This is a genomic window from Nonomuraea sp. NPDC052634, assembly GCF_040678535.1.
Taxonomy (GTDB): domain Bacteria; phylum Actinomycetota; class Actinomycetes; order Streptosporangiales; family Streptosporangiaceae; genus Nonomuraea; species Nonomuraea fastidiosa.
In genome coordinates, this window is record NZ_JBFATY010000007.1 from 199,185 (window position 1) to 216,631 (window position 17,447).

General features: G+C 70.6%; 18 protein-coding genes. 11 read left to right on the forward strand and 7 right to left on the reverse strand.

Annotation, left to right across the window (positions count from 1 at the left end):
• Positions 1 to 63: 63 nt before the first annotated feature.
• Positions 64 to 798, reverse strand: a complete 735-nt coding sequence (locus AB0K67_RS28415) for a class I SAM-dependent methyltransferase (protein WP_364066381.1) — start codon at positions 796 to 798, stop codon at positions 64 to 66.
• A 152-nt stretch (positions 799 to 950) separates the two neighbouring features.
• Between AB0K67_RS28415 and AB0K67_RS28420 the strand changes: the two genes are divergently transcribed.
• On the forward strand, positions 951 to 2,243 hold the full coding sequence (locus AB0K67_RS28420) for an ArsB/NhaD family transporter (RefSeq protein ID WP_364066383.1): 1,293 nt from the start codon (positions 951 to 953) through the stop codon (positions 2,241 to 2,243).
• Here AB0K67_RS28420 and AB0K67_RS28425 read toward each other — a convergent pair.
• Complete coding sequence (locus AB0K67_RS28425; protein WP_364066385.1) at positions 2,231 to 2,713, reverse strand: hydrogenase maturation nickel metallochaperone HypA; 483 nt, start codon at positions 2,711 to 2,713, stop codon at positions 2,231 to 2,233. The genes AB0K67_RS28420 and AB0K67_RS28425 overlap by 13 nt on opposite strands.
• Positions 2,714 to 2,955: 242 nt before the next feature.
• Here AB0K67_RS28425 and AB0K67_RS28430 point away from each other — a divergent pair, with 242 nt between their 5' ends.
• Positions 2,956 to 3,378, forward strand: coding sequence for a hypothetical protein (locus AB0K67_RS28430; RefSeq protein WP_364066388.1), 423 nt, complete (start codon positions 2,956 to 2,958; stop codon positions 3,376 to 3,378).
• Position 3,379: 1 nt separating this feature from the next.
• On the opposite strand, the gene AB0K67_RS28435 is transcribed toward AB0K67_RS28430, so the two are convergent.
• From AB0K67_RS28435 to AB0K67_RS28455, 5 genes are read right to left on the reverse strand one after another with little or no spacing between them, the layout of a single operon-like run.
• Positions 3,380 to 4,546 (reverse strand): MFS transporter, encoded by a 1,167-nt coding sequence (locus AB0K67_RS28435; protein ID WP_364066390.1) that lies wholly within the window; start codon positions 4,544 to 4,546, stop codon positions 3,380 to 3,382.
• 58 nt (positions 4,547 to 4,604) lie between these two features.
• Complete coding sequence (locus AB0K67_RS28440) at positions 4,605 to 5,261, reverse strand: nucleoside/nucleotide kinase family protein (RefSeq protein ID WP_364066392.1); 657 nt, start codon at positions 5,259 to 5,261, stop codon at positions 4,605 to 4,607.
• Between the two features lie 48 nt (positions 5,262 to 5,309).
• The gene (locus AB0K67_RS28445; protein WP_364066395.1) at positions 5,310 to 6,533 is read right to left on the reverse strand and encodes a cytochrome P450; all 1,224 of its coding nucleotides are present in this window, start codon (positions 6,531 to 6,533) and stop codon (positions 5,310 to 5,312) included.
• Positions 6,530 to 6,730: a ferredoxin gene (locus AB0K67_RS28450; RefSeq protein ID WP_364066397.1), complete on the reverse strand. Its 201-nt coding sequence runs from the start codon at positions 6,728 to 6,730 to the stop codon at positions 6,530 to 6,532. The genes AB0K67_RS28445 and AB0K67_RS28450 overlap by 4 nt, the downstream gene beginning before the upstream one ends.
• Positions 6,727 to 7,395, reverse strand: coding sequence for a TetR family transcriptional regulator (locus AB0K67_RS28455; RefSeq protein WP_364066400.1), 669 nt, complete (start codon positions 7,393 to 7,395; stop codon positions 6,727 to 6,729). Before AB0K67_RS28455 ends, AB0K67_RS28450 begins: the two co-directional genes overlap by 4 nt.
• A gap of 296 nt (positions 7,396 to 7,691) precedes the next feature.
• Here AB0K67_RS28455 and argG point away from each other — a divergent pair, with 296 nt between their 5' ends.
• The 9 genes from argG (at position 7,692) to AB0K67_RS28500 (ending at position 17,445) form a co-directional block, all read left to right on the forward strand.
• Positions 7,692 to 9,158 carry an argininosuccinate synthase gene (argG, locus tag AB0K67_RS28460; protein ID WP_364066403.1) on the forward strand — a complete coding sequence of 489 codons (1,467 nt, stop codon included), beginning with the start codon at positions 7,692 to 7,694 and terminating at the stop codon, positions 9,156 to 9,158.
• 940 nt (positions 9,159 to 10,098) lie between these two features.
• The gene (locus tag AB0K67_RS28465) at positions 10,099 to 10,899 is read left to right on the forward strand and encodes an SAM-dependent methyltransferase (protein ID WP_364066406.1); all 801 of its coding nucleotides are present in this window, start codon (positions 10,099 to 10,101) and stop codon (positions 10,897 to 10,899) included.
• A gap of 156 nt (positions 10,900 to 11,055) precedes the next feature.
• The gene (locus AB0K67_RS28470; protein ID WP_364066409.1) at positions 11,056 to 11,415 is read left to right on the forward strand and encodes an ATP-binding protein; all 360 of its coding nucleotides are present in this window, start codon (positions 11,056 to 11,058) and stop codon (positions 11,413 to 11,415) included.
• A gap of 382 nt (positions 11,416 to 11,797) precedes the next feature.
• Positions 11,798 to 12,667, forward strand: coding sequence for a sulfotransferase (locus AB0K67_RS28475; protein ID WP_364066412.1), 870 nt, complete (start codon positions 11,798 to 11,800; stop codon positions 12,665 to 12,667).
• Complete coding sequence (locus tag AB0K67_RS28480) at positions 12,664 to 13,842, forward strand: glycosyltransferase family 4 protein (protein WP_364066415.1); 1,179 nt, start codon at positions 12,664 to 12,666, stop codon at positions 13,840 to 13,842. The genes AB0K67_RS28475 and AB0K67_RS28480 overlap by 4 nt, the downstream gene beginning before the upstream one ends.
• 412 nt (positions 13,843 to 14,254) lie before the next feature.
• Complete coding sequence (locus AB0K67_RS28485; RefSeq protein ID WP_364066418.1) at positions 14,255 to 15,037, forward strand: nucleoside hydrolase; 783 nt, start codon at positions 14,255 to 14,257, stop codon at positions 15,035 to 15,037.
• Positions 15,025 to 15,258 (forward strand): hypothetical protein, encoded by a 234-nt coding sequence (locus AB0K67_RS28490; RefSeq protein WP_364066420.1) that lies wholly within the window; start codon positions 15,025 to 15,027, stop codon positions 15,256 to 15,258. The genes AB0K67_RS28485 and AB0K67_RS28490 overlap by 13 nt, the downstream gene beginning before the upstream one ends.
• 361 nt (positions 15,259 to 15,619) lie before the next feature.
• Positions 15,620 to 16,015 carry a hypothetical protein gene (locus AB0K67_RS28495; protein WP_364066423.1) on the forward strand — a complete coding sequence of 132 codons (396 nt, stop codon included), beginning with the start codon at positions 15,620 to 15,622 and terminating at the stop codon, positions 16,013 to 16,015.
• 221 nt (positions 16,016 to 16,236) lie between these two features.
• Positions 16,237 to 17,445: an MFS transporter gene (locus AB0K67_RS28500; protein WP_364066425.1), complete on the forward strand. Its 1,209-nt coding sequence runs from the start codon at positions 16,237 to 16,239 to the stop codon at positions 17,443 to 17,445.
• The last annotated feature ends 2 nt before the right edge of the window (positions 17,446 to 17,447 follow it).

Consider the following 17,447-nt stretch of genomic DNA (forward strand, 5'->3'; position numbering starts at 1 on the left):
GAGCCCGTCACCGGAGTCAACGGGCCGGGCGTCGCCGCATCGGCCGGCCGGGAAGCGCGGCTGTCAGCCGGCCGGGCGTTCGGCCAGGAAGACGAACTCGCGGCCCGGCCGGTCGGGCGCGTCCCTGACCTCCTTGACCGCGTAGCCGTGTGCGGCCAGGTCGGCGCTCACCTCGTCGCACTCCCGGAAGCGCAGCGTGGACTCGGAGGTCAGCACCTGACCGTCGGAGGCGAACACGTACGTGCCGCGGAAGGTCACCAGCGGCCCGCTGACGTCGAGCAGGTCGACCCAGTGCTCGACCACGCCCACACCCGGGATGTCGGCCCGCAGGTAGGTCTGCTCCCTGTTCCACTCCAGCCAGGCCCGCCTGGCCGGGTCACGGGTCTCGAACACCAGGTGTCCCCCCGGCCGCAGTGCCGCGTGCACGGCGTCGAGTGTGGCCGCCCAGTCATCCGGACCGACGATCGCCTGGGCCACGTTCCCGGTCATGGTGGCGAGGTCGGCCTCCAGCGTGCGCGGCACGGCCGTCGCGTCGCCGTGGATCCAGCGCACCCGCTCGGCGCCCGGCTTGGCGCGCGCCACGTCGAGCGAGGCCGCCGCCGGATCGACGCCCGTCACCTCAAGCCCGCGCCCGGCCAGCAGCAGCGCGAACGTGCCCGTGCCGCATCCGACGTCGAGTACGTGCCGCGCGCCCAGCTCGGCGGCGATGGCGGCGTAGACGTCGAGGTCGCCCCGGTCGGGGTCGAGGGGGTCGTAGACGGCGGCGAGGCGGGGGTGTTCGAAGTGCGCGTCAGCCATGCGGCCACCCTATGCCGCCCGATGATGTGCTGTTTGGCGCTAGTTGATACGTTGGTGGCAGGTGTGCCGGGAAGTCTGGTCGGCGATGGTCGTCGTCGTTCCCTGAGGAGGCTTCACCGCATGCCGAGCACGTTCTCCCCGGAGATCCGCCCGTGACGGTTCTCGCGTGGGCCGCCGTCGCGGTGTTCTTGGTCGCGTACGCCCTCATCGCCAGCGAGAAGGTGCACCGCGTGGCGGCGGCGCTCGGCGGTGCCGGGATCATGCTGCTGATCCACGCCACCGACGCGAGCGCGGCGTTCTTCTCCGAAGAGACCGGCATCGACTGGAACGTCATCTTCCTGCTGCTCGGCATGATGGTGATCGTCGGCGTGCTGAAACAGACCGGGGTCTTCGAATACCTCGCGATCTGGGCGGCCAAGCGGGCCAAGGGGCGGCCGTACCGGCTGATGGTGCTGCTCGTGGTCATCACCGCGCTGGCCTCGGCGCTGCTCGACAACGTGACGACCGTGCTGCTGATCGCGCCGGTGACGTTCCTGGTGTGCGAGCGGCTGGCGCTGCCGGCGGCGCCGTTCCTGATCGCGGAGGCGATGGCCTCCAACATCGGCGGCGCGGCCACGCTGGTCGGCGACCCGCCGAACATCATCATCGCCAGCCGGGGCGGTCTCAGCTTCAACGACTTCCTCGTCCACATGGCGCCGATGGTGGTCGTCCTGATGATCGTCTTCATCGGGTTGTGCCGGGTGCTGTTCCGCAAGGCGTTCACCTACGACCCGGAGCGCGCGGCCGAGGTCATGGCGCTCGACGAGCGCGAGGCCATCGCCGACCGGCGGCTGCTGTGGCAGTCGCTGACCGTGCTCGCGCTGGTCATGGCGGCGTTCGTGCTGCATCCGGTGCTGCACTACGAGCCGTCCGTGGTGGCGATCCTGGGCGCGGGCGTGCTGGTCGCGGCCACCAAGGTCACCACGTCGGACGCGATCCGCGAGGTCGAGTGGCCGACGCTGGTGTTCTTCGCCGGGCTGTTCATCATGGTCGGCGCGCTGGTGCACACCGGCGTGATCGAGCAGGTGTCGCGGGCGGCGGCCGACGCCACCCAGGGCCGGCTGGGGCTGACCACGATGGTGCTGCTCGGCGCGTCCGGCCTGCTGTCGGCGATCGTGGACAACATCCCGTACGTCGCCACCATGAGCCCCATCGTGGCCGACCTCGTCCAGGCCGCGGGCGGCAACGAGCACGCGCAGGTGCTGTGGTGGGCGCTCGCGTTCGGTGCCGACCTGGGCGGCAACGCCACGGCCGTGGGGGCGGCGGCCAACGTGGTGGTGCTCGGCATCGCCGCGCGCAACGGCACCCCGATCAGCTTCTGGCAGTTCACCCGGTACGGGCTGATCGTCACCGTGGTCACGATCGGGCTGTGCGCGCCGTACCTGTGGCTGCGCTACCTGGTCTGAGGGGGCACGATCGGTTCCGTGCGGAACCAGACGGCCTCGAGCGCCAGCTCGTCGCCGCCGGTCACGGTCACGCGGTCGCTCGCGCAGCGGGGGCAGGCGTACGCCTCCTCGTCCCGGTCGTCCCCTGCGTCACCTGTCCAGGTGCGCGGTGGCGGCGCTCCGGCGGCTCCCCGCGCCGCCGTCTGAGCGTGCGCGGGCGTCCTGAGCGGCGGGTCGAGCGTCTCCGTACGCCGCCCGCACGCCTCGCACTCGACCGTCACCGGCGAGAGCACCAGGTGGACCGCCGCGTCCTGAGCGGCCGTGCCGCGCGCCGCCTCGCTGAAGGCCCGCCTGAACGCCTCCGCGTCCACCGCGTGCCTGGCCCCGATGCGCACGCGGACCGCCTCCACCCGCCGCCCGGCCGCCTGGTCGTCGATCACCTCGGCGAACTCGGCGCAGAGCTCGCTCTCGTTCCCCCGCAACCCCGGCATCCGTCCCCCTCCTGTCACGCCGGCCCTGCCCGGGCGGCCGGTAACGCACATACCGCACGCCTGACCTGCACAAACGTCCGCCGGCCGCAGTCAGAAGTCAGCTCCTATGGCCACGCAACACCACAAACGGTGACCATTGTGTAGCGGAAAGTGTCGCAACCTCGCCTTGAAGGAGGACGTGCCACCGGGCGGACACTCAAAGCGAACGCTGATCGCCGGAGTCCGCCCGGGGGTGCTTCCTCTTGCGCGAAGAGTTCGAATCCCGCGTTTCCTGGCCGTTCGAGTGCCTGCGCTGCCTGCACGTCTGGGAGGAGCCGTACGTGGTCCGGCATCTCGCCGACGGCCACGGCGGCACCGTCGAGGTCTGGTCGAAGCACGGGCTTCCCGTGCAGCCGCCCTGGTCGGGGCCGTGCTGCCCGGCGTGCGGGTCGTCCCGGCTGACCTCGTTCCCGCCCGGTTACCTCGACCGCCATCCCGAGCTGGCGGCGGCCGACCCGCTGCCGCCCGCCAGGGTGCCCTCCTTGCCCGTCGAACCGGTCACCCGGCCCGCCGCACGCGTGCCGCTGCCGCGCCGCTTATTGATCGCGACCGGAGTGCCGGTGCTGGCCTTCGTCGGTTACGAGGTGTACCGGTATCTGCTGCTTCCCGCCATGACGCACCACTGACTCAGCCGTCCGGCAGGCGGCGCAGGCCGCGTACGGGCGAGAACAGCCCGATGCCGGTGCCCGCCAGCATCAGGCACGACGTCACGACCAGCGTCGCCTTCAGCCCGAGCAGCGCGCCCGCCGCGCCGCCCGCCAGCGCGCCCAGCGACTGACCGCCGTAGGCGAGGAAACGCCAGGTGGCGTTCGCGCGGGAGAGCAGCCCGGCGGGGATCAGGATCTGGCGGAAGGTCTGCTGGTTGACGCCGTATAGGGAGGGTCCCGCGCCTTTCAGCACCTGCGCGAGCAGCAGGACGGCGAACGCGCCCACGGTGGCGGCGAGGAACACGGCCCGCATGACCGGGTGCCCGAACACCGCCCGCAGCCCCTCGCCGATCTCCTTCGCCGGCCGCGCGCCGGGCAGGCGGCCGCGTTCGGGGGTGCGCCGTTCCGCTTCAGGCAGCCGGCCGTCCGTGCGGATGCGCGACTTGACCAGCGCGGAGACGGCGAACGAGGCGGCGTCCACGGCGATGGCGACGGGGGCGGTGAGCGCCGAGACGAGCAGGCCGCCCACGGCCGACCCGGTGGTGCCGACGGTGGCGTTGCTCAGCATGAGCGTGCTGTTGGCGGCCGGCAGGCGGTCCCGGGGCACGAGCTTCGGGGTGAAGGACTGGGCGGCCACCGACTCGAACAGGCCGGCGACCCCGGCGAGCGTGACGACCACGTACAGGTGCCACATCCGCAGCGCCCCGAGCACGGCCAGCAGGGGCGGCGCGCCGAGCAGCACCACCCTGACCGCGTCGGCCAGGACCACCACCCGGCGGTACGGTAAGCGGTCGACCCAGACGCCGGCGGGCAGGCCCAGCACCAGGTGCGGCACCAGGGCGAGCGTGCCCAGCACGCCCATCTCGCCGGCCGACGCGCCCAAATGGACGACCGCCGTCAGCGGCAGCGCCACCGTGGTCACGCTCGATCCGAGCAGGGAGACCGTGTTCCCGGCGAACAGGCGCAGGAAGTCCGGACATTCGGCCAGCACCGGCCGCTCACCCGCACCCCCCACCGGCCGCTCACCCGCACCGCCCACCGGCCGCTCACCCGCACCGCCCACCGGCCGCTCACCCGCGCCGCCCACCGGCCGCTCGCCCGCGCCGCCCGGCCTCTCGGCCTCCGACGCGTCTCCGCCTGGAAGCATGCGGCACGCTAACCCGGCCCGGCGGGACCGGCAACTCCGTCGTGGCGGCCGGGGCGGCTCAGGGCAGGGTGAGCGCGTCGAAGTCGATGTGGAGGTCGGCGAGGTCGCGGGTGGCGCGGATCGCGGCGGCGTTGGGCTCGTCGACCGAGGCGACCCACCGGGCCGCCTCCTCCGGTGTCTTGCCGAACCGGACGTGCCGCCTGGTCAGCCGGTCGAGGCGGACACGGTCGTCGAGGTCGACGTACCAGACCTCGGTCATGGCGGCCCGCACGGCCGGCCAGGGGTCGGTGCGGGAGAGCAGGTAGTTGCCCTCGCTGACGACGACGCGGGTCTCGGGCAGGACGGGGATGGCGCCGGCGATGGGCTGCTCGATCTCGCGGTCGAAAGACGGCGCGTAGACGATCGAGCCGGTCTCGGTGCGTACGCGCCGCAGCAGCGCCAGGTAGCCGTGGGCGTCGAAGGTGTCGATGGCGCCCTTGCGGGAGCGCCGCCCGAGGCGTTCGAGCTCGACGTCGGCGAGGTGGTAGCCGTCCATGGGCACGTGGACGGCGGGCAGCCCGGCCCCGGTGAGCGCACCTGCCAGCCACGAGGCCAGCGTCGACTTGCCCGCGCCCGGGCAGCCGGCGATGCCGACGAGCACCCGATCCTCGCCCTCGCACAGCCCGCGTACCCGCTCGGCCAGCTCCGCGCCCATCGACCACGCACCCCCGTTCACCCACCTGGCCCCCTCATTATCGAGGGGGCTCGCGCGGCAGGCGATCGGCTACCAGGTGACGGGCAGCTCGTAGACGCCGTAGACCTGGCCGTCGTGCTTGAACGGGATCTCCTCGATCGGCACGGCCGCCTTGAGCGTGGGGATGCGCCGGTAGAGGGTGCCGTACACGACCTGCAGCTCGACCCTGGCCAGGGACTGGCCGAGGCACTGGTGCACGCCGAAGCCGAAGGCGACGTGCCGGTGGGCGTCGCGCCGCACGTCGAGCCGGTCGGGGTCGGGGAACACCTCGGGGTCGCGGTTGCCGATGTCGTTGGGGATGATGATGCCCTCGCCGGCGCGGATGACCTGCCCGCCGATCTCGATGTCCTCCACGGCCACGCGGCGGCGCCCGCTGTGGGTGATGTTGAGGTAGCGCAGCAGCTCCTCGACGGCGCTCGCGACCAGCTTGGGGTCGTCGGTCTCGCGCAGCAGGGCGAGCTGGCCGGGGTGCTGGAGCAGGGCCAGCGTGCCGAGAGCGATCATGTTCGCGGTCGTCTCGTGGCCCGCGATGAGCAGCAGCACGCCCATCTGGGCGGCCTCCTCGCGGGTCAGCTCGCCGTCCTCGACCCGGGCGGCCACCTTCGACAGCAGGTCGTCGGCCGGGTCGTCGAGCTTCTGCGCCACCAGGCCGTCCAGGTACTCGTGCAGGCGGCCGAAGGCGACCGCGCGATCCTCGGGCGTCACGGTGCGCTTGATGATCGTCTTGCTGTTGTGCTGGAAGAAGTCGTGGTCGGCGTACGGCACTCCGAGCAGCTCGCAGATGACCAGCGACGGCACCGGCAGCGCGAACGCCTCCACCAGGTCCACCGGCTTCGGCCCGGCGAGCATCTGGTCGATGAGGTCGTCCACGATGCGCTGGATGGCCGGGCGCATGGTCTCCACCCGGCGTACCGTGAACGCCGCCTGCACCATGCGGCGCAGCCTGGCGTGCTCGGGGTCGTCCTTGAGGATGAAGCTGAGCCCGCCGCCGCCGAAGGCGCGCGTGTGGATCGGGTAGCCGGGCTTGGTGACGTCGGCGCTCACCTTCGGGCTGCTCAGCACCTCCTTCTGCGCGGCGTGCCGGGTCACGAACCACGGGGTGCTGCCGTTCCACAGCCGCACTTTCGCCAGCGTCCCGTTCTGCTGCAGCGCCCGCAGCTCGGGCGGCGGGTCGAAGGGGCACTTCGCGGCTCTGACGCCGGGGAACTGCGGGATCTCGGTCTCGCCTGCGGTTTCTCGCACGGTGTCGGTCATGCGTCCTCGCTCACGTCGATGGCGCCCGCCGGGCAGACGGCCGCGGCCTCACGTACGGCGGCGTGCAGCGACTCGGGCGGCTCCGCGTCGAGCAGCAGCACGATGCCGTCGTCCTCCCCCTGGTCGAACACGTCGGGCGCGAGCAGCACGCACTGTCCCGCGCCGCAGCACTTGTCCCGGTCCACGGTGACCTTCATGAGGTACTTCCTTCCTTGGCTTCCTTGGTGACCGGGGCGGACCAGATCGCGGCGATCGCGTCGATCAGGCCCGTCCCGGCGTCGTGCCAGGTGGTTCGTGGGGTGGGCAGGCCCTCGGCGAGCGCGCGCTCCCGCTGGGCGCACATGTGGACGAGGAGCTGGCTCGCCATCTCGTGGCGTTCCGCGCGTACGTCGGCGGGCAGCTCGGGCAGGCAGCCCCGCAGGCCCTCCAGGATGCGCGTCAAGGCGGGCGAGGTCAGCGCCTCCTCTCGTGCGATCTGACGGAGCGCGGGGTCGGTCATGAGCTGGGCGGCGAAGCGGGCGTACCAGGTGGGGTTGCCGAGGGCGTCCAGGTGCCCGGTGATCGCGCGGACCAGGCAGCTCACCCAGTCCCTGACCTCGGTCGAGCCCTCCACCTCCGCGAGCATGCGGCGGCGCTGCTCCTCGATCCGGCCGGAGTGCTTGCGCAGGATCGCGCGTACGAGGTCGGCCTTGGAGCCGAAGTGGTAGCCGACGGCGGCGTTGTTGCCCTGGCCCGCGGCCTCGCTGACCTGGCGGTTGGAGACCGCGTACACGCCGCGTTCGGCGAAGAGCCGCTCGGCGGCGGTGAGTATCTGCTCGCGGGTGGCGTTGACGCGCTCGGCGCGGGCCGTCCTGGTGGCCACGGTCACCTCTCACATGAGGATTGACACACCCTGACCCGGTCTTGTCGGATTCGGGCAGATTCAGAAAATCAAGCCGGTGAACGTAAGTCAAGCAACTGCTTTAAGTTTTGCCGCGCCGCGGCACGGGCTTGACGCGGCACCGGAGATCGCCGCGCCGGACGGGCCGGTCACCCTCGGCTGCGACTGGGCCACAAACCGCAATAACCACCCCTGACCAGGCATGACACCTCTCAGTCACGCCATTTCATGGGGCAGGCTTTGAATGATCATGCATTGGTGTGTATATACTTCTACTCGTGTCCAAGATGCTCACCTCCCTCCCAGTAGGCGAACGGGTCGGGATCGCCTTCTCCGGCGGCCTCGACACCTCCGTGGCGGTCGCGTGGATGCGCGAGAAGGGTGCGGTGCCCTGCACCTACACCGCCGACATCGGCCAGTACGACGAGCCCGACATCGCCTCGGTGCCCGGGCGCGCGACGGCGTACGGCGCCGAGGTCGCCCGCCTGGTCGACTGCCGGGAGGCCCTCGTGGAGGAGGGCCTGGCCGCGCTGGCCTGCGGGGCGTTCCACATCCGGTCCGGTGGCCGCACGTACTTCAACACCACCCCGCTCGGCCGCGCCGTCACGGGCACGCTGCTGGTGCGCGCCATGCTCGACGACGGCGTGCAGATCTGGGGCGACGGCTCCACGTTCAAGGGCAACGACATCGAGCGGTTCTACCGCTACGGCCTGCTCGCCAACCCGTCACTGCGCATCTACAAGCCGTGGCTCGACCCCGAGTTCGTCAGCGAGCTGGGCGGGCGCAAGGAGATGTCGGAGTGGCTGCTCGCCCGCGACCTGCCGTACCGCGCCAGCACCGAGAAGGCGTACTCCACGGACGCCAACATCTGGGGCGCCACCCACGAGGCCAAGGCGCTTGAGCACCTCGACGCCGGCATCGAGATCGTCGAGCCCATCATGGGCGTGCGCTTCTGGGACCCGGAGGTCGAGATCCCGACCGAGGACGTCACCATCGCCTTCGAGCGCGGGCGCCCGGTCAGCATCAACGGTAAGGAGTTCCCCTCCGCCGTCGACCTGGTGCTCGAGGCCAACGCCATCGGCGGCCGGCACGGGCTCGGCATGTCCGACCAGATCGAAAACCGCGTCATCGAGGCCAAGAGCCGCGGCATCTACGAGGCTCCCGGCATGGCGCTGCTGCACGCGGCGTACGAGCGGCTGGTCAACGCGATCCACAACGAGGACACCGTGGCCGCGTACCACACCGAGGGCCGCAAGCTCGGCCGGCTGCTCTACGAGGGCCGCTGGCTCGACCCGCAGGCGCTGATGCTGCGCGAGTCCCTGCAACGCTGGGTCGGCATGGCCATCACCGGCGAGGTCACGCTGCGCCTGCGGCGCGGCGAGGACTACTCGATCATCGACACCTCCGGCCCGGCGTTCAGCTACCACCCGGACAAGCTGTCGATGGAGCGCGTCGAGGACGCCGCGTTCGGCCCGCTCGACCGCATCGGCCAGCTCACCATGCGCAACCTCGACATCGCCGACTCGCGCGCCAAGCTGGAGCAGTACGCGGGGCTCGGCATGGTGGGCAGCCCCCACCAGGCGCTTCTCGGCACCACGCAGACGGCCGCCAGCGGCCTCATCGGCTCCCTGACGGAGGGCGGCGCCGAGGCGATCGCCGCGCGCGGCGACGCGATCTCCCGCTCGGAGGTCCCGGAGGACGACGAGATGCTCGACCACGCCGCCATGGAGTCCGGCACCGACTGACTCCGGCCGGGCTCGCCCTGAGCCCGGCCCGGACCTTCACTCGAGATCCGGACACCGACCAGCGCCGCTGACGTCGATCAGCGGCCCAGCCCGATCGACCTCCGCTCGGGCTCGGTCACCGACCACCGGCCGGGTTCCCACGGGAGCCCGGCCGTCCCGCGTCCGGCTGCGTGCGCTGGTGAGCCCAGCCGGCAGCGGCTTCGTGCTCCCGACGGCCGGTCCGACCGCTCCAAGCGACAGAGCCGGCACGGCCCGCCGCACATGCCGCCCGGCAAGCCCACCGCCGCAGCCGATGACGGCGACACGCAACCTTCCTCAAGCCGCCCACTGACCCGAACGACCAGGCGAGGCGATTCATCGCAACCCACCTGTCCGACCGCGCGCGGGTCGAACTGGTCACCGAGGGGATCCGTTCGGCGGCCGGCTGAGCGGGACCACCGAGCGGGACAGGCTGGCGTCCACCCCCTTCGCCCCGAATTTCACATCCACCACAGTCACCCCCGGTGCAGACATTTGGCGCAGCCGACCCTGAGCTAAACCATCCCTCCACAATCAGCCCCCTCCGGCGGCGCAGCGCAGCTAACCTGGCTTGGCCTTGAAGGACCCCGGCGCGGCGGGCTCGGCTCGGCTTATCAGAGGGGCCGGCGACCGGCCGTCCGGGGGGCGATATCCGCGTCCGCCCTGTTCACAGGGCTATCACTCGCGGGAGCGCCGACATTCGGGGCATCGCGCCGCACTCAGTGCTTCTTGCCACGATGATTCTGGTCACAAACATTTCCCAAGATAACGGGTCTATCGGGTTGTCATTGACTGGAATTGTTGGAACATATGGTTCGAGTCCTGAGTGAGGTCCAAAGATCGCTTACCGCGAAAAAGGGTCAGCGGCGAGGGGAAAGGGGCAACGCTCATGCACCAGCGTGCCGTCCGTAATTTGGCGAAGTTGGAGACCACGCAGGCCAGGATCACGCGTATCTTCGACGCTGCCGCCGGCGGGAAGAACAACTTCCAGGCCGACAAGGACGCGGTGCGCCATTTCGATCAAGCGGCCCCCGCCCTGACGAACGCCGCCCGTGCGGTGCTGGAATTCTGCTCGCGGGTGATCCGCTATCTGGCGGTCCAGGAAGAAGTGGATCAATTCGTGATCGTCGGCAGTGGAATTCCGAGCGGCCTGTCCGCCGGTCAGGGGCTGCATGACATGGCGAAACACGCCGCTTGCCCGTACCCCAGAGTGCTGTACGTCGAGAACAACCCGATGGTGGTGACCCTGGCCCAGGCCACCATCGAGCCGTTCACGGATTTGGTGCGAGTAGTGGAGGGAGACGTACGGGAGATCGACGAGATCCTGAGCGATCACGTCGTCACGACCTTCATCGACTGGGAACGACCGGTGGCGGTGCTCCTGTTGTCGGCCTACAGCCTCCACGATGAGGAGTATGCCCACTATGTCATCAAGCGACTCCGTCACTCGGCTCCCGCCGGTAGTTTTCTGGCTCTACTGCACACCACGTTCGACGGCGTCCCACAAGAGCTGCTGCCCGCCATCAGCGACACGCTCGCGATGACCTTGCCGCACCTGGCGGTCCGGTCACGGGAAGAGGTGGCGGCTCTTTTAGAGGGGCTCGATCTGGTGGCGCCCGGCCTGGTCTGGGTGCCGGAGTGGCGGCCTTTGGGCAACGATCTCGCCTGCCAAGAGGATCCCAGCAAGTCCGGCAACTACGGCGCCGTCGCCCGCATCCCCTGATACGCCGCAAGTCTCGTTTGGCAAACTTTTCCGGCGCGCATTCCCAAGAGTGAGGCCGAACGTTTATCGTGGGTTTGGGAGCGCTCCCAAGACCCGAGAGATGTGATGCGTATGGCCCTCCGACAAGGGTCCTTGTCGGCGCCACCGGTGCACACGGTGGAGTACCTTCTGCCCTCCGTCCCGTCGGGCGTCAGCAGGGCGCGGGAGCTGATCAGGACCGATCTGACCGACTGGGGACTCGCGCACGTCGTCGATGACTGCCTGCTCATCGTGAGCGAGCTGGTCACCAACGCCGTACGCTACGGGGGTTCCGCCTACGCCCTGCGCCTGGAGAAGCGCGAGGGCCAGGTGTACGGGGAGGTCTTCGACCCCGGCGAGGGCATGCCGCGCCTGCGGCCGGCGGACATGGACGCGATCTCGGGGCGGGGGTTGCAGATCGTCGGCGCGATAGCCGACGACTGGGGCGTGACGGCCACCGACAACGGCAAGGTGGTGTGGTTCGCGGTCACCCCGTGACCAGACGCACCCCGTGACCAGACGCACCCCGTGGCCAGACGCACCCAGTGACCGACCGGGCCATCTGCCCGGCTGGGCGCCGCGCCCGACCGGACGCCTTGATCGACAGGCCGCCCTGACCTACAGCCGCCTGACGGCAGGACATCCCGACCAACCTGACCGGCAGGACATCCCGACCGATCGGCCCCCCTTGACCGGCCGGACGCACCGGCCTCTGACCGCCCAGCGGCCTTGACCTTCCACCGGCCACAGGCCCTGCCCCTTGACGAACCAGAGGCCCTGACCAGGCGAAACCGCGCCTGTGTGACGAGCGGGTAAGCTGCAGGAGACCCCTTTCCATCCTTCAGGCAATCCCCAGGTAAGACAGGTAGCCTCGCTCGGCATGAAGTGGCAGCGCACTATCAACGGAGCGCTGGCCAGGTACACAGGATTCCAGCTCAACCGAGTAGGGAAAGCGGGACAAAAGCCGTCGAAACCCGCTCCGCAGAAGCGGCCGCAGACGCCGTTCCGGCCACCCGCGGATCCGGAGACCGATCGCCTCGTCAAGCAGCCGGTGTTCATCATCTCGCCGGTACGGTCGGGCTCGACGCTGCTGCGGGCGATGCTCAACGCACACCCCGACCTGCACGCCCCTCATGAGCTGCACGTGCGCCGGTTGCGCGTGGAATTCGATACCTCGCTGGCGGAAAAGGCCATGGAAGCCCTCGGGCACAACAAGGCCGACCTCGAACATCTGCTGTGGGACCGCGTGCTCCACCGCGAGCTGGTACGCAGCGGCAAGCGGTTCATCGTGGAGAAGACCCCGGCCAACGCGTTCGCGTACGAGCGGCTCGCGGCCTGCTGGCCGGACGCGCGGTTCGTGTTCCTGCTGCGCCATCCCGCCTCCATCGCGGCCTCCTGGTACGAGGCCAGCCCCGGCAAGCGCACCCGCGAGGAGGCCGCGGCCGACGCCCTGCGTTACATGAAGGCCGTGCAGCGGGCCCGCAAGGCCCTGCCGGGCCTGACCGTGCGATACGAGGAGCTGACCGCGGAGCCGGAGAAGGTCGGGCGCGAGATCTGCGACTTCCTGTCGGTGCCCTGGTCACCGCAGATCCTCACGTACGGCAAGCCCGAGGTGGTCGTCAAGGGCCTTGGCGACTGGAAGGACAAGATCCAGTCAGGCACCGTGCAACGAGGGCGCGAGCTGCCCTCCCCCGATGAGATCCCGGACGTACTCAAGGACATGTGCCGGACCTGGGAGTACCTCTCGTGAAGATCCGCTACATGCTGCTGCACGCGTACGGCATGGGCGGCACCATCCGTACCGTCTTCAACCAGGCGGGCGCGATGGCCGAGGCGGGCCACGACGTGGAGATCATCAGCGTGGTCCGCCGCCGTGACGAGCCGCAGTTCGCCCTCGACCCGCGGGTGCGGCTGGCCACGCTGGTCGACCAGCGCGACGGCATCGCGACCGACTCGCTGGTGCGCAAGGTGTGGCGGCGCGCCAGGGGCAAGATCGTCCCGTACGGCGAGTTCGCCGCCGAATACTTCACCGAACGCGTGGAGGGCGCGGCCATCGACTACGTCTCCGGCCTGCGCGACGGCATCCTCGTCACCACCCGCCCCGCGCTCAACCTGATCTCCGCCCGCCGCGCCACGGGCGGCGTGATCAGGGTCGCGCAGGAGCACATGAACCTCGCCTCCTACCACGAGGCGGTGCGCGAGCACATCGGCCGCTACTACGGCCGTTTCGACGCCATCGCCGTCCTCACCGAGACCAGCCGCCGCGAATATCGCGAGCTGGTGCCCGGCACGCCGGTGGTCCGCATCCCCAACGCCGTCAGCATGGACCGTCGCAAGCACTCCGACCAGAGCAACCCCGTCGTGATCGCGGTGGGGCGGCTGGTGCCGCAGAAGGGCTTCGACATGCTCATCCCGGCGTTCGCCGCCGCGGCGGCCGAGCATCCGGGGTGGAAGCTGCGCATCTTCGGGACGGGGCCGTCGAAGGAGCGGCTGCAGGAGCGCATCGACGAGACCGGCATGCGCGACCGCATCAAGCTCATGGGGCGTAGCAACCGCATTCACGAAGAGCTGGCGAAGGCGTCGATTTACGCGCTCAGCTCGCGTATCGAGGGACTGCCCATGGCCATGATCGAGGCCATGGGCCACGCCCTGCCGATCGTCGCCTTCGACTGCCCCACCGGTCCTGCCGACGTGCTCACCCCGGGCAAGGACGGCATCCTGGTGCCGCCCAGAGACGTCGACGCGCTCGCCCGCTCGCTCAGCCAGGTGATGGGCGACCGCGACCTGCGCCTCCGCCTGGGCGCTGCCGCCGCGGAGACCGCCCACGGCTACACGCCCGAGGTCGTGATGCCGCTCTGGGAGAAGCTCTTCGCCGCCTTGGAGGCGGGCCGGCCGCTCGACGACACCGCCTGGGCGACCCGCTGACGTCCGGCGCTCGGTCCTGCCTCCCGGTGCGCTTCCCCACCGGCAGAGCGCCAAGCCCAGCGTGCCGACGCGCTCCCGTCCGCTGGGAGCGCGCGCCGGAGCGTGACGCACCCGGCCCAGCGAACCGCCACGCCCCGGCCACCGGCAGCGCGGGTTGGCGCGTGACCGTGTGGTCGCCGCCTGGGCCGGGCGTTGATCTGCCGCCGGCCTGCCCGACGATATCCCGCTTGCCCGACAACATCCTGTCTGACCGGTGATGTCCCGCCTGCCAGGCGATGTCCGAAACTCAGTCCGGCCTGGGTGTCGGCGTTCGGGCGGGCGGGCGTGACTTCGGGCCGCTCCGGATCGCTCCTCCACAAGCCGATCGCGCTCGGTTCAACTGGACGTCAACGTCTCCGACCACGGGAGCGCCATGAGAAGTCTCCTGCTCGTCTTGACCCTGGCCCTCACCCTCACCTCCCTCACGACACCGGCGGCGGCCCACCCCCGTCCGCCCGCCGTCATCTTCGACACCGACATGGACTTCGACGACGCGGCCACGCTCGCGTACCTCTCCCAGGAGCACCGGGCGGGCCGCATCGAGCTGCGCGCGATCACGGTCACGAGCGCCGGCGCGGGGCTGCCGGGCCGGGCGATCAGGTACGCCAGGTGCCTGGCCGACCGCCTGGGCCTGCGCGGGGTGGCGATCGCCGACGACTCCCGTACCGGCCCTCACTCCTTCCCCGCCGATCTCCGCGAGCCGTTCGACCGGGTGCTGACGGCCGCGACGCCGGGCTGCGCCGGTGACGAGAGCCCGTCGCGCACCCGCGCGCCCGAGCTGATCAGGCAGCTCGTCAGAGAGGACCCCGGGATCCCGGTGATCGCCACGGAGCCGCTGACCAGCCTGGCCGCCGCGCTGCCGCACTCCCCCGCCCGGCTCACCTCGATGGGCGGTGCGGTGCACGTGCCGGGCAACCTGTGCTGCGGCACACCGCCGGAGTTCGACGGCACGCAGGAGTTCAACTACTGGCTCGACCCGGGAGCGGCGCGGTCGGTGGTCACGCGCGGCACGGGCGTGTTCAGGATGGTGTCGCTGGACGCCGCCAACGAGGTGCTCATCACGGACGCTTCCTCGACCGGCTCGCCGCCGACCACGGCACGCCGGCCGCGGACACCGTACTGGAGATCGTCACGCATCCCGAGGTGCGGCCGCTGATCGCCGACCGGCTGCTCTACTGGTGGGACCCGCTGGCCGCGATGAGCGCCGTACGCCCCGGGCACGTCGGATTCGCGCGGGGCAGGATCGACGTCGTGACGGACGGCCCCTCGGCCGGCCGGACGGTGCTCTCCCCCACCGGACGCCTGATCCAGTACGCCACGACGGCCGGCACCGCCGCCTTCGAGCAGCGTTTCCTCGACGTGCTGAACGGCCGCTGAGAAGCGCAGGGACAAGATCGATCGCCCGCCGTCCCTCGATGACGATGCGTCGATGGACGGCGAGATCGACCGGCGTGGAGGAAAGTCTTAGTGTCCACGCCTCTTCGACAGCGGTCGTTCCGTCTCTTCTTCATCCCACGCGCCGCCTCCTTGATGGGCGGCTCGATGGCTCCGGTCACGCAAGGGCGGCGGATCTTCCGCCGCACGACCTGGCGATGGGTCATCGTGTGCACGTCGTCCGTGTCGAACTGCATCTCCGCCGGTGTCTGGGGGGGTGATCGGCCCCAGCATCGCCGCCGGCACATTCGGCGCGGCCACTTGGGGAACGGCGCTCAGCGCGCGAGCCGCCGGAGTGCTCGCCATGAGCATCGCCATGTACCGGTTGACGGTTCGGGCGCCTCTCGTCTTCGGGCGGATCGCGTTCGCACTGACGTGCCCGCCCCTTATCGCCATCGGATTTCACGCTCGCATTCCCCTGCTCATTCTCAGCGCGGCAATAGGAGGATTGGGATCCGGAGCCCTCGCCGTCGCCTGGGAGACGGCTCTCCAGCATGGAGTACCGGAAAGGGCGCTTTCCCGTGTGGCCTCCCACGACGATCTCGGCTCGTTCGCGGCCTTACCGCTCGGCCAGATAGCGGCGGGACCGGCGGCCGGCTCACTGGGCGCGGCCGGCGTGTCGATCATCGGAGGGTTCGTGAACCCGCTCATGTCCCTGCTCCCCTTGGCGTCCACGTCGATCAGGTCATTCAGGACGTGATCTCGGTGGTTGCCACCCCGTCACGGCATCGCGGCGGGGCACGGAACGCGGTCTGCCGGGCGGTCCGCAAGCCCTGAGTTTTCGCACCAAATGAAAAACCCCGTTTCACGAAAAATCGGGAAATGGGGTTGTGCTGACTAACACCATCATGTCGGGAAATGATTGTCGTTATTCCTGCGCACACGTACGCTGTCCCTGACCTTTCGGAGAAAGGACATCTGGTGCGCAAGGCCCTGATCCCGTTACTTCTCACCGTCCTGGTGGTTTTCTCGGCCCAGCAACTTCTGACCCCCGTCCTCGCCCCGCTCTCCCGCGAGCTGCACCTGACCGAGACCCAGCTCGGCCTCGTCGTCACCGCCGCCGCCACGGCGCTGACCGTCGCCAGCCCGCTGTGGGGGCTCGCGCTGCGGCGGCTCGGATTACGCCTGGTGCTGCTGTGCGGGCTCGGCCTGGCGACGGCGGGCATGACCGGGTTCGGGGTCGTCGCCGCCCTGGGGCTCGACGGCCGCCTGTCGTCCCCGCTGCTGTTCGGCCTGCTGCTGGTCACCCGCAGCCTCGTCTTCGGCGCGGGGCTGGCCGCGCTGCCGGTGGCCACGCTCGCCGTCGCCGCCGCGAGCACCAGCACTCAGGATGAGCGCACCCGCGCCACGGGCCTGATCGGCGCGGCTCAGGGGCTCTCGCTGGTGCTCGGACCGGCTGGGGGCGGCGCGCTTGCCGTGGTCTCGCTCATGCTGCCGGTCTATCTGGCGCCCGTGGTGTGCCTGCTGCTCACGGTGTGGGTGCTGGCCACCGTACGGCCGCCGGCGGCGGCGCAGGACCCGCCGCCCGAGCGGCCCCCGGCGAAGCTGCGTCCCTGGAACGCGCGCATGTGGCCGTTGCTCGCGATCGGCTTCTGCCTCTACCTCTCGCTCGGCCTGGTGCAGGTGATCGTCGGCTTCCTGGTATCCGACCGCCTGCACCTCGGACCGCAGGAGACGGCCGGGGCGGTGGGCGTCACGCTGGTCGCGGCCGGGCTGATCCTCGTCGCCGTGCAGGGCGCGCTCATCCCGGTGCTGCGCTGGCCGGTGCTGCGGCTGATGCGGGTGGGCGCCCCGATCACGGCCGTGGCCTTCGCGCTGCTCGCCGCGGCGAACACGCTCTGGCTGATCGTCGCCTCGTTCGTGGTGCTGGGGCTGGGGCTCGGCCTGGCGGCGCCCGGCTTCACCGCCGCGCCGACCCTGGTGGCCGAGCCGGGACAGCACGCCTCGGTGGCGGGGCTGATCAACGCGACGATCGGCGCCACGTTCATCGTCGGCCCGCTGCTCGGCACCGCGCTGTACGAGGTCGCCTCCGTGCTGCCGATCCTGACCGCGTTCGCCGCCGCGCTGACCGCGCTCGCGCTGTCGTGGCTCTCCCCCGCGGTCCGCCAGGCGGTGCCGGTGACCCCGTGATG